Raw genomic sequence first — 14,259 nt, 5'->3', positions numbered from 1 at the left:
GATCTGCTCCCCTACAACTGGGTAGATAGCCGCGCCGCCGCCAGCGCCGTCATCGATCAGGCCGCCTAACGCCTCCCAGTGGGAGTGTTTTAGCGCTTACATTGACAGGATACCGGCCAGCTCGCTGGGAAGCCGGGAACGTCGATCTTCAACTCGCAATCCTCGGGCCAGATCTCCTTTGCGCTCTTGCCCGACTCGATTGCCTCGGGTTCGGCCGTCGGTATTTCGCTGCTTGCGCGCTGGCACCAGCGAGGCATCGACAATCTGACCGGACGTCGGGATGTAGCCCTTCTTCTGGAGTTGCGAACCGAAGGCCTTCATTACCCGCTTGAGTGTCCCGGTCTCAGTCAACGGTTGCGGAAATGCCGGATTGTATTCTCGTCTGGCGTCCGGTCCCCGAGGGACAGCCCAAGAAACCGCAGCCAACTCAGGCAATCCCGGATCATGAACTCCATCTGCGCATCCGGCAGGTTGTGCTGCGCCTGCAGGCTCAGCGCCTTGAACATCAACACCGGATTGAACGGAGGTCGTCCGCCCTTGGCGCCGTCGCTGTAGCCCAGCCCTTCAACCAGCCACCCGCGGAAATACTCGAAGTGTACAGTTTGCTGCAGAACCTCAAGCGGATCGCCGTCCTTGCTCAAGACTTCAAGATGGCCGCTCAAACTGAACAGGGACTTGGGATCCACCACGGCGCTCCATGATCGTTCCCGATCATTGAATCACCATAGCCGCCGAAACGCCATCGGTTTTTGCGGGTCTCCAGCTGACGGAGCTGGGGCAACTTCATGGTTACGGAGAGTCCTCTCACATCGTCTGGTTGTCGAATATTTTCGTGGCCGACCTGCGGGCGCGCGGCGAAAGGTTCGAATTACCGAGAGACCCGATCAAGGACGCCGCCTCCGCCGATCTGCTGACCGGGGGGGTCAGAATATTGGCCCAACTTCAAGTGACCGCTCCCGGCACAAAAATGGCCCGGCTATCTAGAGGGCAGCCGGGCCAGGAGAGGTCTCATCAGCCTGAGGGCCCTGAGCCTCTGGGTCGCGGGAAGCCACCTATCAACGCTGCTCTTCAATGTCATACCCCGATCAGGGTAGCTGAGGGCCGAAAATGTGAAATGTTGAAACAGTCATCATTCACAGGCGAAGCATCTCACCAAGCATCGAGACGAGTTCCACCTCTCGGCTCACCCCCACTTTCGCGAATGTCGATTTTAGCTGGGCCTTGACGGTCTGGACACTGCTATTGCGAGCGGCGGCAATATCGTCGCGAGTTGCGCCTCGGGCGAGCGCCAGGGCTATGTCCGCTTCGGCGACGGACAAACCAAACACTGCGCGTAATATCGTCGGAGCCGCCTCGTGCCATCGGCGGCCGGAGCGTACGACAACCAGCAGATCAGAGGCAAAATTGAAGCGCCAGGGCTGTGCCGGGAGCCGACAGATATCGACAACCATCGGCATCTGCTTGCCGTCGCCGCGAACTATCAGTGTCTCGATCCCCAGGGGCTGAAGATGGCGCCGCGCGAGAGCCTGCAGCAAAGCAATCTCGTCTCGCCGATGGGGAAGGCCGATCCTCCCGTCCACGGCTCGGAAGCGGCCCGACGAGAGCAGCGCTTCAGCCTCGTGAGTTTTAGCCTTTACGTCCCCCGTCTCATCACAAATGAAGATGGGCAGGCCGACAAGTTCCAGAGCTCCCTTCAGCACGGCGGTACCGCGGTCTTCCAGCGCAATCTGGATTTTCACGGCACTGCGTACATGCGGCGCTATCGCGGCGAATATCGCCCGTGTATCAGCATCCGTCTTGCCGTCTTTACGGCTGCGATGCACAGAGAGGCCGATGAACCGATCGCGCCCTGCCATCAACTTGGTCTGACACCCGTCGCTGATGTTATAGGCATCGCTCATTTCGCGATAGAGATCGAAACCCGGTCCACGGCCAACAGCGTGATAATCGGCTTCGCTTCGAATGACGAAGGTAGGATCGGCCAGTGACGCGCGCACTCGCACATTGATGTTGGGATCGCCACGCTCTTGTTCAACAAAACGCGCAATCTGATCTTGCTCCAGATCATTGATCCAATTGAAGGGAACCTCGCCAGGGACAAAGCCAACCAGCTGGCCATGGGAACTGCCAGTCATCTCTGCCATGGCCCGCAAAGCGCTGAGCCACTCATTCCCATCAATGGCCGCCATGGCGAACTGCTCGCCGAGTGCCAATATTTTTTCGTCCACCCTGTTATCCTGCCCAGCGACCCGGACCAGAACATCAACTTGTTGTTAGCCACTGCGCCACTTTGAAGTCGCGACTGGCTTGTCGGGACTAGGGGAGGCTGCGGGGAAACACAACATATTCGACTGGCATATACCCCCATCGGGGGATGCGGGGAAAGGCTTGGATTGATTAGGTCCCTCAACAACGATCAACAGGGGGATTTCATGATCGGCCGAATTTCCAAGCGTTCGCCTATGCGTGTTGGGCTGGGTATCGGCGTCAGCGTGCTGGCGCTCGGCGCAAGCAGCGTCTTCGCGCAGCAGTTTTCCAGCACTTGTCCTGATGGCAGCGCAGGACCGCTCTGCATTATCAGCAACACGGGCTCAACGGGGCCAATCAACGGAACGCTCGGTACCGCGATCGTTGTGACCAATAAGGGCACGATATCAGGCGACCCGCCCATCACAGCGGGCCAAGCAGTCGTGCTTTCGGTCAACAATGCAAGCGGTGGCTTGATCGGCGGAGGCGCGAATGCCATCATCTCGCCTGCGCGCACCGGCATCCCGCTGCTCAGCTTCAACGTGACCAATGCCGGGACGATCAACGGGAATGTTTCCTATGTTGAGCCCACCCCGTCCGCGCCGCAAAATCCTTTGGCTAGCGCACTCTATTACTACATCTCCGACGGGGGCATACTGAACGGCAACCTTCAGCTCGGCACCGGATTCAGCACCGCCAATTTCATCCAGCGCGGCGCGGATGACGGGGTGACAGGAACGCTCGCCGCTGGCGGCGGGATCGACATTTACACCCGCAGCTACAACCAGACGCAAACGCTCGAGCTTGGCGTACGACCACTGCCGGCTACCTTCGAGGTTGAGGGTTTTGAAGTCCGTGGCGGCGCGACGACGCTGACCCTCACCGGCCAGGGAACGACGATCAACCTGATGGGCGACGGCAATGTCGTGAACAATGGCACGATCGACCTTCTCAACACCGCAGGGTTATATCCCCAAGGTGTGACTGTGGTCCCCGCTGCGATCGGCTATTATCAGCAGCGCTTTGCGACCTTCCAGCGAGAGTTCGTTCCCGCGGGTACCGTCCCGCTCTATACACCCACCTATGGCGAGGCTCTGACCAGCTTCATCAATGAAGGAACGGTCAACGGCGACATCCGCATTGCAACTGCCTCCTTCGTTAACAATGACGAGATCAACCTCGCCACCGGCGGCATCGGCTCTCTCATCACCACGTCGGCCGGCGATGACTTTGTCTTCAGGAACGGCGGAACGATCGAAATGTCGTTCAACGGCCTGCGGTCACCAACAACTAACATTGAACGCCAGTTTGATGATGGCGTGAACGCTGCGGTTCGCATCCGGCAAGCGCTGGAGACGACTACAATATCCGGCGTAACGATCGAGAATAGCGGCAGCATCGTGGGCGGACTGGCTGCCAACGTCGCGGCAAATGCCTTCTCCTTCACCAACAGCGGCTTGATCGCGGGCTTTGATGCCAATGGATATTTCCAGCGCGGACTAACGCTGAATGTTGGCGAACTCGACCTCGTCCTGCCCAATGCCAATGACGAGTTCAATGCCGATACCGCCACATTCATCAACGCCGCCGATGGTGAAATTCGTGATGGCTTCTACGCTGGCGCTGCAACTCAGAACATGCAGTTTGAAAATCACGGGTTGATCGCTGCCTCCGCTCGCGAAGGGGGTACGGCGCTCGTCATCGAGACCGGCCTTCTGCAAGATGATGGTCCGGACGATGTCGATGTGATCGACATTCCTGCCCAAAGCTTCGCGTTCACGAACAGCGGGACGATCGCTGGTGCTGCCGAGGTGAATGTCGCAAATCGCCTCGCGACCTTCACCAATAGCGGGACTCTGACGCGGACCGAGCTGTCCATCAACCAGGGCAACCCGCCGATATATGGTGGCATTGCCGCGTTCGACGTGGAATCGGAAACGGACGAAAGCCAATCCATCACCTTCACCAACAGCGGCAGCATCATCGGGCAAGACCGTGGCGGTTCAGCTCTGGTGCTGGAAGTCGAAGCTGGCGACGGCGACGAGCCGGGCATCCCGACGGCGGACGCTACCATTAGCGTGGTCAACAGCGGCACGATCAAGGCGACTGGCGGCGCAACCGTGACGCCGGGTCAGTTTATCGGCTTGGGCCAGGGCACTGCTTATGTGTCGCAGATCGCAGCGCTGGGCGTGGACGTGGAGAGCTCTGGGACTGGCCTCGTCAATATTCAAAACCTTGAGGGCGGTATGATCCAGGCCGCCGGCGGGCTCACCGCTGTCGTAGCCGGTTCGCCTCCCGGGTCTACTCAGCCAGTGTGGGTATACAGCCCGATCGCCAACACGGAAGCTGCCCACACGGTTGCGCTGGCGGTGGCGGCCAAGACGGTGAATATCGTCAACAGCGGCACCATTCAGGGTGGCGCTGGAACCAATTACTTCCCCAACACGCCCATCATCGATAACGCGATCGGCCAGCCTAACGGCTATCTGGCGGGAGCAATTCACACCAGCGGCGATCAGCTCGACGACGATAGCGGCTTCCTGCCCTCCACCGATCATGTGACGAACACTGCGACCGGCGTGATCATCGGATCGATCGATCTCAATGCGGGCGACGATCGCATCGACAATGCCGGCCAGATCAGCGGCGACATCTACATGCGCGAGGGCAATGACGCTGTCGTCAATGCAGGCATCATCACCGGAACGGTCCGGATGGGAGACGGCGCCGATAGCTTCACCCACCTGCTCGCTTCGGCGGTGCTGAACGGCACGGTTAACGGCGGCGCGGGTGAGGACACACTCGCCTTCGACATCACCGGGACGACCTACACCGGCTCAATCGATCCGGCGGTGCAACAGCTGTTCGCAAACTTTGAGATCGAGAAGATCGTCGGCACCGGCCAGGTCGTCGTCCAGCAAACGGTCGATGTCTCGAGCGGCGGTGAGCTAAATCTCACCCAAGGCTCCAGCATCGTGGTTGCCCCAGGTGAAACAGCGATCAACGGCGGCGCGGAGAGCGTCAGCGTGTCCAATAGCGGCGAAGTGGTCGGCAACGTCGATCTGGGCGGCGGGGACAATGTGCTGACCAACACAGCGGGCGGCTCGATCACCGGAAACATCGTTACCGGCGATGGTGCGAATATGATCAGCAACCAGGGCGGAACCATCACCGGAAACGTCCTAGCTGGAAGTGGCACCGACAGCCTGGTCAATAGCGGCACCATCTCCGGCAATGTGGATCTTGGCGCGGGCGCCGACATGCTGACGATCGGTACTGGCGCCAGCTTTGGCGGCGCGGTGACCGCTGGTGGCGGCACTGACGTTCTGGCATTCAATACCGGCAGCACCTATGCTGAGCAGACGACGATCGACGGTTCCAGCTTCACCGGCTTTGAGCAGGTCAACAATAGCGCAGGCGTCAACAGCTTCACCGGTCATCTTAGCGTCGAGGAAGTCAATGTCGCGGGTGGTCGCCTGATCGGCCAAGCCGGATCAACCCTGACCGGATCGGTAGATGTCTCCAGCGGTGGCACCTTCGGTACGGCAGGTACGGTCAGCGGCAATGTCACCATCGGCACGGGCGGCACCCTCTCGCCTGGCGCATCGCCCGGCATCATGACGATCAATGGCAATCTGACGATCGCTAATGGAACGACCACGACATTCGAGTTCGTGCCACTCGGCCAGAGCGACCAGATCGTGGTCAACGGCGGTTCGGTGACGATCGGCGACAACACGACCGTCAACCTAACCGGTTCGCTCACCCCCGGTGCATCGCGGGATCTGATCGTCGTCAATGGTGGTGGCGCCATCACCGGCGAGTTCGACATCGTCAATCGTGATCCCGGCATCGTTGGTGTGCTGCGCAACAATGGTGCGACGTTGCAATTGCTCGGCACCTTCGTCACGCCCACCGGGACCACCACGCAGACGGATGCCGCGATCGGCTATGTCAACGACCTCCTGATCGCTGGCACTGCCAGCACAGCGGTGGTCAATGCCGTTCCCACGCTGCTGAGTGGCAGCACCGCGAACGCCTCGGCATTCGGGCAACTGACGCCGGAAGCCTATGCCAGTGCATCGCAGCTTGGCGTCGAACAGGGGCTGGCGATAGCGATGGCCGGGCGGACGGGTCTTGCGGTCACAACGCGGGAAACGGCCGGACTCTTCAGCTTCGCGCAGGGTCTGGGTGACTGGCGCACGCTGAAAGGGCGTGGAGCGGTGGGCACAGCCACAGCAAAGAGCCACAGCTACGGTGGCTTGGGCGGCCTAGGTTTTGGCACGTCAAGCGGATCTGTCGCAGCATTCGTCGGCTATATCGACAGTCGTCAAACCCTCATCGGCAGGGGAGCGCGAACAAACTCCGACGGGCTGATCGCGGGCCTTTCCGGGCACTTCATGAGCGGCGGTTTCGATGGAACGGTGACGGTCGCCTATGACTGGAGCGAGGCTGACACGCGGCGCAGCGTGCCCGGCGCAACCGCATTGTCTGGCGATTACCGGCTGAGCAACCTGGTGCTGGATGGCACCATCGGCTACAGCTTCCCTATGGGCGCATGGGCGATCCGACCTGAAGTTGGCGTGACGCATGTCTCCACCCGCCGCGGGAACACGAGCGAGACAGGCAGCGCTGCCTTTGCCCTGACCGTCGATGGAGCCAAGACCAACGCGACCTTCATCGACGGCGGCGTCAAGCTGAAAGGGGCCTTTGGCGAGGGCACCGTCTTCCATCCCTGGGCATCGCTTGGTGTACGTCACCAGCTCGAAGGCGAACGGTCCGCCGCGCGCGCAGGCTTTGTCAGCAACACAGAGCGGTTCACAGTGCTTGGGGCTGGCCGCAAGGAAACGATGGCCACGGTCGGAGCGGGCGCCAGCTATGATCTGGCGGCCCGCCTCAGCCTCTATGGCGCGTATCAGGCTGAATTTGGCGGCGGCCGTAGCCACAATGTCAATGTGGGGATCCGGTTCGCATTCTGATGGAGCGGCGCCGATAAGCCCTCTTAACCTATGAAACGGGCTGCCGGTCAGATGATCGGCAGCCCGTTTCATTTTGTTTGCTCGACCTCAGAGGACACGGCTGATGAACCGACGGGAAGGCTCGTGGCCCCGCGTTGATCTAGCTTTCGGCAACCTGCCTGTGTGCGCCATAATGGCTGGAGATACCATCATGACAGCCACCACCAAACCATTGCCGCCTTTTAGGGGAGAGTTTACAGCAGGTGTTGACTGGCGGCTTTGAGGAAAGGCGCTCTTCAAAAGGACCAAAGTGCACTATCTGCGTTTACTGGCGAGAATGAAGCGTGAAGGTGGAGGATGGATCAAACGATAATTCTGACCGTGGTCGGCAGTGACCGGCCGGGCCTTACTCAGGCGATCGCCGATGCGGTATTCGCCGCGGGCGGCAATTGGCTGGAAAGCCATCTTTCGCGGCTTGGCGGAAAATATGTCGGATCTGTGTTGGTCGAACTGCCCGAAGAACGGCTTGAAGAGCTTGAGCAAGCGGCTCGCAAAATCGATGCATTTGGTATCAAGGTTGATATCATCGCATCCGCCAAAATAGACGAGCGCAGTGGCGAGCCCTTGACGATAGAAATCGTCGGCCAGGATCGCCCCGGGATTGTCCGTGAAGTGACCACGGTCCTCGCCGGGCTCGACATCAACATCGAAGACTTTGTCACTGCTGTCGAAGGCGGCGCTTGGTCGGGTGTGCCGTTGTTCCGGGCAAGAGCGAAATTGCTGATCCCCGCTCCTCTCTCTACCGATAAGGTGCGCCAGGCACTGGAAGAGATATCGGGAGAGGTGATGGTCGATTTCGACATCGAACCCGCGTCGAACTGACGTCTGGGGCTGTTATCGCCCCCCTCGACCCAGTTGCCCACCTGCTGTTTCTGTGTGCAAACGCGCCTAGATATCCAGCGCGAGCAATTCGGCGCGTTCGGCGCCATGTCGGGCGCTCAGTTTCATAGGCCGCCCCCGGATCCACAACCGTTCGACCGTGATGTCGGTCCAGCCTTGTGGAAGCGATACCCGTCGGCAGGGCCAGCTACTGGGGTCTCCCTCAGTCATGCGAAGCCCCGTCATGCCGAAGAGCAGACCGGTCAGCATGGCGCCGATATTGGCCATGAATGGGCCTGCGGGCGTTTCTGAATCCGGATGATCGGCTCGATATTCGAGGCACTGGAAAAATCGCCCGAAATGGTAATCGCCATAGCCTTCATCGAACAGCGTCAGGGCGAGGTCCCGATCTCCCGACATCGCCGCCCAGGTCGGATAGAAAGCCGGAAGCATGGGCGAGCCGATATAATCGCGCCAACGTGCCAGGAAGAAAGTAAGCGTAGCCGCGCGTTGCCTTTCCGTCATGGGATAGTCCAGCGGGAACAGGCCGGCGAGTGGCGAGGGCGTAGCGCCCTTGGGCTCGTTGACATGGAAGCCCTCGTGGGTGGGTATCACGTCATCGCTTCGCTCCGGAAGATAGAGAGACTGCTTTAAATCGCGCCAGGACGCGGGGGTGTCCCAGCCGTAATGCTCGCCGAGCCTTATTGCGCGGTCGAGCAGGTCGTGTGCGGCCATCAGTGTGAAAGCATCATTGTCCGGCGGTTCTTCCACCTCAGCCGGGCCCGTCGCCGCTTTGAGTTCGGCGCCGCGGTCTGTGAGGATCAACCGACCCTCGAGCCATCGGATCACGCCGCATATGGCAGGCCATCCGAACTCCTGCAGGAACCTCTTGTCACCCGTTGCGGCGGCGTGCAGCGCAAAAGCGCGCGCGACGTGTAGCGAGATATGCGCTTCATAGGCCGCGCCCGGGCCATCGCCCGGCGTCGCTTCTTCCCCGGATAACGGCGCGGCCTGCCAGGGAAAGCGCATCCCCACATACCCGTCCTGCTGGGCATAGCGTCGGGCTACGTCGAGATGCCTGGCGCGAAAATCAACCAGGCTGTGAGCAGCCGAGGGCTGCAGAAGCAATAGTGGTGGAACACAGAAGGCATCGATGTCCCACATTACATGGCCATAATAATAATGATAATTGTGCCAGTGAGCGAGGCCGAACATGGAAGTTGCGGCCGGTGAGCCGATATGCGCCGAACAGTTCATGTAGAAAAATCCCGCGTCGATAACCCGCTGATGGCGATCGTCGGCGCCGTTCACCACGATCCGGGCCTGCCACAGGTCTTCCCATATGGCGCGGTTCCGCTGGCGCAGCGCGTCAAAGCCGAGCTTCGTGCCACGCGCCAGGCGGCGGACCGCCTCTTCATCCGGCCGCCCATGGACGATAGATGGAACAAGCGCGGCCATCTGGAGCAAACGTACCGGACGCTCCGCCTTGAGCGGGACGTGATGTTCAGTCGTCAGCGGGCCGTGACGGTCGGCGGGTCGCAGGTGGCGGACGGGGTCCGCGCCATTGCATTCACTGTGAATGGCTATGCCACAGCTGCCGAGACGGCCCTCCGTGACCCATAGCAGAGAGCCGTCGGCGGTGCTGTCCTCCTGCGCGCCCAGCACCCTTCGTCGTTCGATGGCGCCTCGAACATCTCGCGCATCGACCGATGCGCGCAGCTTGAGCGCGCAATCGGCGCTAGACCGCACGACTAGCTCCTGGAGAACAAGAGAGGGCTCGCTTCGACTGGCAAAGGTCGCGATCTCCACATGCAGCGTGATCTCCTGCGCCGTGAAATCGAAGCTGCTCGTCAGTTCTGCTGTTCCAAAATCATAACGCTGCTGCAGCTTCGTCACCGCCCAAGGCTGTTCAGACAGCCACGCCTCGTCGATCCCAATGTCTCCGGCAAGCGGATAAGGAATGGCGACCGCAGCTTCGATCCGCTTTTTAGGATGGAGGCCGACGGTTCCGTTGACGATGGCTGACCCGGAAAGAAGCGGCACTTCACGCACCCTCAGGCCGACCAGACCATTGCCGACATAGGCTGGCAGTGAACCATGCCGTGCGCCGTGTTCGATGTTCGGACTTAATGGCCCAGTACCCATTCCGTATCCGCTCCGCTGGTTTACGCGGACCAAGCGGTGGGCTGTTCATTAGTTCCCGCGAGCGTCCAGATTACCCTTTGCTCGGTTCCGTGCCGACCCGTCGTCGCTCAGCTGCCGATATTTCCATCCCAAGTGCGGAATGAGCATGGCGTCACTCCAATCGGCGGCGGCACCAGATCGCCGATGAGACAGAGTAGGCCGTTCGCACCTGATTACATAGATGATTGCATAAACGTTATCATATCTGTTGCCAGCGTCTTCCAACGCCCTCGCCGCACAACTTTGCGATTAGCTCCAGCTATCTGATCTGGCCCATTCTTGATCCGTATCAATGTTAACGGGCGATGCCGGAGTCCGTTTAGGTGACGGGCCAATGAAAATCTGAAACAAGGAACAATTAAACATCAAATCCACAAGAAATATCTTATTGAAGACAGGTGGGAACTTTCAATTATCATCGTCGTTTCCGACACAGCCTCCCTGCCAGGGAGGGAAAAAGGGATTAACAGATGAATTCGAAAAATTTTGGGCATTCCGCTCGTCGGAATGCTATGTCTTCGCGCGCACTTTTGGGTGCCACCGGCCTTGCAGGTTCGCTGGGAATTTTGATGCTGGCCCTGCCTAGCGCTGCGGTGGCGCAGAATGAATGCGGCGCGCTGCCTGCGGCAGGCGGTCTGGTTTCCTGTCCTGCGTCCGGCAACCCCTATCCCGCCGGCATCACCTATCTTCCCACGGCCGGCTTGACGGTTGTCCTGCCCGCGGGCGCTTCCATCCAGACAGCCACAGCCGCAACACCTGGCATTCAGATTGTGGGCGCGGGTGATCTGGCAATCGACGGGAGCGGCGCATCCGTCGCGACCAGTGGCGCGCTTTCCAATGGCGTGACGGTTTCCAGCCTGGGCGGTTCGGCAGAAGTTGGGTTGGCGTCCGTCTCCACAACCGGTGCGGGTTCGACAGCGGTCTCCGCACTTTCGGACACCGGTACTGCCAGCGTGATAACGACCGGCAACGTCACCTCCACCGGTCGCGGCGGAGCAGGCATTTCGGCAGTGTCGGGCACGGGCGACGCATTCGTCACCGCAAACAATGTCAGCACCGTCGCTGCGCTGCCCGCGGACACGGCGACGAGCCGCAGCGCCATTCTAGCGCAGGGCGCCAACGCGACGGTGATTTCCACCGGCACGGTGACGACGGCAGGTCGTGCATCCTTGGGCGGAGTCGCCGATGCCATCTCCGTCACGGGGACGGCGGGCGATGCCAGTGCAGTCGTAAATAATGTCGCGGCCAGCGGCGATACTTCGCGCGCGGTTGCGGTGACGGCCAGCAACAACGCCAGCGCCACGGTGAATGGCCTGGTTTCGGCTTCCGGCCTCGGCGCTGACGCCGTGGCGGTCACGGGCGGAAATCGGGCGACGGTCACTGTGGGCCCGAATGGTCGCCTGTCGGCGGCTGACGGCAACCTCATCACGCTAACGTCGGTCAATGGTAGCACCCTGTCCAATTCCGGCACGATCGGTTCCAATCCCAACGGTTTGGCGGTCCAGGCGCTCGGCGGGCCGGCAACGATCAACAACAGCGGCTCCTTGTCCAGCGACATTGTTTTGACTGCGGGCAACGACACGGTGAATAATAGCGGCGCGTTCGTCGTTGGCCCCAACCCCGATTTTGGGGCGGGCACTGACGCCTTCGTGAACACTGGCTTGGTCAGCCTTGGCACGGGCGCAACGGTGGCGGGTGCACCGACATTCGCGGGTCTGGAGAGCTTTTCCAACGCAGGCCTGGTCGATTTGCGCAACGGCGTAGTGGGCGACAGCCTCACGCTTCCGGGCACCTTCTCGGGGACGGGTGCAAGCCAGTTGGGTGTCGATGTAAGTGCTGGCGGCAGCGATCGTCTGATCCTGGGTGGCGCTGCTACGGGGACAACCACGGTTCTGCTTAACGCGCCCTCCCTGACCGCACCCATCTTTACGTCGGGCGCCGTCATCGTTCAGGCTGGTGCTCCATCCGCCGCATCGGCTTTTCAGTTCAACGGGGGCTTCCAGAATGCTGGCCTCGTTCGATATGAAGTCGCCTATGACCCGGCGACCCTGTCTTACAGTGTCACGGGTGGACCAAGCGACGCAGCCTTCCGCACGCTCAATTATGTGGATGGCGCCCGCAGCCTGTGGATGAAGTCCGCGGACGTGGTCACAGCGCAACTGCGGTCGCGCCGGGATTCACTATGGGCCCATGGCGATGCCGCGACCTCCGGCAAGTTCTGGCTCCAGATGCACGGTTCGGTCGAAGATCGTAGCGGCCGCCGGACAGTGTCCAGCTTTGGTCAGAGCCGGGTTGTCAACACCGGCTATAAGCAGGATTATTACGGCGGACAGGCCGGCTTCGACTTCGGCGGTGGCGTTGGTGAAAAGGGCGGCTTTGCCCTGGGTGTGACGGGCGGTTACATCAATTCCTCGCAGAACTTTGCCGGTTCGCCAGACAGGATCAACTTCAACGCGGTTAATGCCGGTGTTTATGGCAGCTTCACCTCGGGCAATATCTTTGCGAACGTCCTGGGCAAATATGATCACTATTGGGCCAATGTCAGCAGCCCGACCGGCGGCTTCAGGCAGAAGTTCAATGGCTCCGTCTATGGCGTCCGCGGGGAAGTCGGCCTGCGGTTCGGCAGCGACTCCTTCTTTATCGAGCCTGCCGCAAGCCTGTCCTACACGCGGTCGAATCTCGACAGCTTCTCGGTCCTTGGCACTACTGCGGACTTCAATGAGGATGATGGCCTTCGAGGCCGCGTGGGTGGGCGTGTCGGCGGACAGGTCCACATTGGGGACACGGCCGTTCTGGCACCCTATATAGGGGCTAACTATGTCCACGAATTCAAGGGACGGGACGAAGTGAGCTTCAGCAACGGCGTGCAGACGGTGGCGTTCACCAATGACCGCATGAGGGATTATGGTGAAGCTGTCCTGGGCGTCACCATTGGCCAGACGAGCGGCATTTCTGGCTTCCTAGAGGCCAATTATGCGCGCACTTTCAGCAACGGCAGCGGCTCCAACAGCCTTGAAGGTGCTGGCGGGCGGGCCGGATTGCGCATCCGCTTCTGAATGCACGGGTGCCGCGGTCGATCAGGCCGCGGCACTTGTCATTGGAAGCTGCTTTTGATTGGCCCTGTGCAGCGCGCTGATGAGGGCCGCCAGTTGCTCCTCCGACGCATATTGCCGTTCATCGATCGCCAGAATGACGGCGCTCTTTCGTTCCTCGCCGCTTCGTCGACCGCAACGATGAGGCCTGCCAGGTCCGCGTAAAGATCGCGCCATCGGCAAGCCCCGGCGCCGGCTCGAAATCAGCGCCACCTCCAGATCATCATATTTGCCCATAGAATGCTCGGGCGCGCGGATCTGCCATGCGGATGCGATCGAGCGTAACCGCGTTTCTAGTATCGCTCGATCTCGATAGTTAGAGGCCAGCTCCCTTCTGAACCCCATGTCTCTAGGGCTCAGTCCCGCGCAATCCGAACAATGATCTCTGTGGACCTTTCTGTCAGACGGGTCGTTAGGTTGGCTCCACTGGCAGGAGCAGACCATGAGCACTGAAAGCACGATCAGTACCCTGAACAGCCTCATCAAGACCACGCTGGATAGCATGAAGGGGTTTAAGGACGCTGCCGAAGACGCAGAGAACACGCAGTTTTCCGCGCTGTTTTCGCAGTTCGCTCGTGAACGCAGCGAAGTTGCGAGCGTCCTCCAATCGGAAGTCCGACGGTTAGGTGGCAATCCCGAGGACGACAGCAGCTTCTTGGCCGCCGCTCATCGCACATTCATGGATTTGAAGAAGGCCTTTACCGGAAGCAACGACAAGGCAGTCATTCAGGAAGTCGAGCGCGGTGAGGACTATATCAAGGCCAAGTATGAAACTGCACTTCGAGACGCTGATCTTGACCCTTCCGCTCGCGACGCTGTCGAAAAGGCGTATCAGTCGGTGAAAGCTGGGCATGATCGCGCGAGTGCTTTGAAGCACAGTATTGATTAATGGGTTCGGG

The 14,259-nt window shown here is 60.3% G+C and carries 7 protein-coding genes; 4 read left to right on the top strand and 3 right to left on the bottom strand.

Annotated elements, in window-relative coordinates; all coding sequences use genetic code 11:
• Positions 1–347: 347 nt before the first annotated feature.
• Both ACFO3E_RS09480 and ACFO3E_RS09475 read right to left on the bottom strand, forming a co-directional pair.
• Positions 348–686, bottom strand: coding sequence for a transposase (locus tag ACFO3E_RS09480; protein WP_380804139.1), 339 nt, complete (start codon positions 684–686; stop codon positions 348–350).
• A gap of 447 nt (positions 687–1,133) precedes the next feature.
• Positions 1,134–2,228 (bottom strand): helix-turn-helix transcriptional regulator, encoded by a 1,095-nt coding sequence (locus tag ACFO3E_RS09475; RefSeq protein ID WP_380804136.1) that lies wholly within the window; start codon positions 2,226–2,228, stop codon positions 1,134–1,136.
• Positions 2,229–2,432: 204 nt separating this feature from the next.
• Here ACFO3E_RS09475 and ACFO3E_RS09470 point away from each other — a divergent pair, with 204 nt between their 5' ends.
• Complete coding sequence (locus ACFO3E_RS09470; protein ID WP_380804133.1) at positions 2,433–7,226, top strand: autotransporter domain-containing protein; 4,794 nt, start codon at positions 2,433–2,435, stop codon at positions 7,224–7,226.
• A gap of 336 nt (positions 7,227–7,562) precedes the next feature.
• Positions 7,563–8,087 (top strand): glycine cleavage system transcriptional repressor, encoded by a 525-nt coding sequence (locus ACFO3E_RS09465; protein WP_066530571.1) that lies wholly within the window; start codon positions 7,563–7,565, stop codon positions 8,085–8,087.
• Between the two features lie 66 nt (positions 8,088–8,153).
• Here the strand turns inward: ACFO3E_RS09465 and ACFO3E_RS09460 are convergent, their stop codons facing one another.
• Positions 8,154–10,229: a glycoside hydrolase family 65 protein gene (locus ACFO3E_RS09460; protein WP_380804131.1), complete on the bottom strand. Its 2,076-nt coding sequence runs from the start codon at positions 10,227–10,229 to the stop codon at positions 8,154–8,156.
• Between the two features lie 551 nt (positions 10,230–10,780).
• Between ACFO3E_RS09460 and ACFO3E_RS09455 the strand changes: the two genes are divergently transcribed.
• Both ACFO3E_RS09455 and ACFO3E_RS09450 read left to right on the top strand, forming a co-directional pair.
• Positions 10,781–13,324: an autotransporter domain-containing protein gene (locus ACFO3E_RS09455; RefSeq protein WP_380804128.1), complete on the top strand. Its 2,544-nt coding sequence runs from the start codon at positions 10,781–10,783 to the stop codon at positions 13,322–13,324.
• A 478-nt stretch (positions 13,325–13,802) separates the two neighbouring features.
• A complete protein-coding gene (locus ACFO3E_RS09450) occupies positions 13,803–14,249 on the top strand; it encodes a ferritin-like domain-containing protein (protein WP_380804125.1) in 447 nt (148 codons plus the stop codon).
• The last annotated feature ends 10 nt before the right edge of the window (positions 14,250–14,259 follow it).

Source organism: Sphingobium tyrosinilyticum, assembly GCF_042654265.1.
GTDB classification, from domain to species: domain Bacteria; phylum Pseudomonadota; class Alphaproteobacteria; order Sphingomonadales; family Sphingomonadaceae; genus Sphingobium; species Sphingobium tyrosinilyticum.
The sequence above is the reverse complement of the archived record's forward strand: the minus strand, read 5'-3'. Positions and strand labels throughout refer to the sequence as shown.

What these genes read in the sequence shown, in the direction of transcription:
- ACFO3E_RS09455 (WP_380804128.1), top strand. Translation starts at nt 10,781, where the DNA reads ATGTCTTCGCGCGCACTTTTGGGTGCCACCGGCCTTGCAGGTTCGCTG.
- ACFO3E_RS09460 (WP_380804131.1), bottom strand. Translation starts at nt 10,229, where the DNA reads ATGGGTACTGGGCCATTAAGTCCGAACATCGAACACGGCGCACGGCAT.
- ACFO3E_RS09470 (WP_380804133.1), top strand. Translation starts at nt 2,433, where the DNA reads ATGATCGGCCGAATTTCCAAGCGTTCGCCTATGCGTGTTGGGCTGGGT.
- ACFO3E_RS09465 (WP_066530571.1), top strand. Translation starts at nt 7,563, where the DNA reads ATGGATCAAACGATAATTCTGACCGTGGTCGGCAGTGACCGGCCGGGC.
- ACFO3E_RS09450 (WP_380804125.1), top strand. Translation starts at nt 13,803, where the DNA reads ATGAGCACTGAAAGCACGATCAGTACCCTGAACAGCCTCATCAAGACC.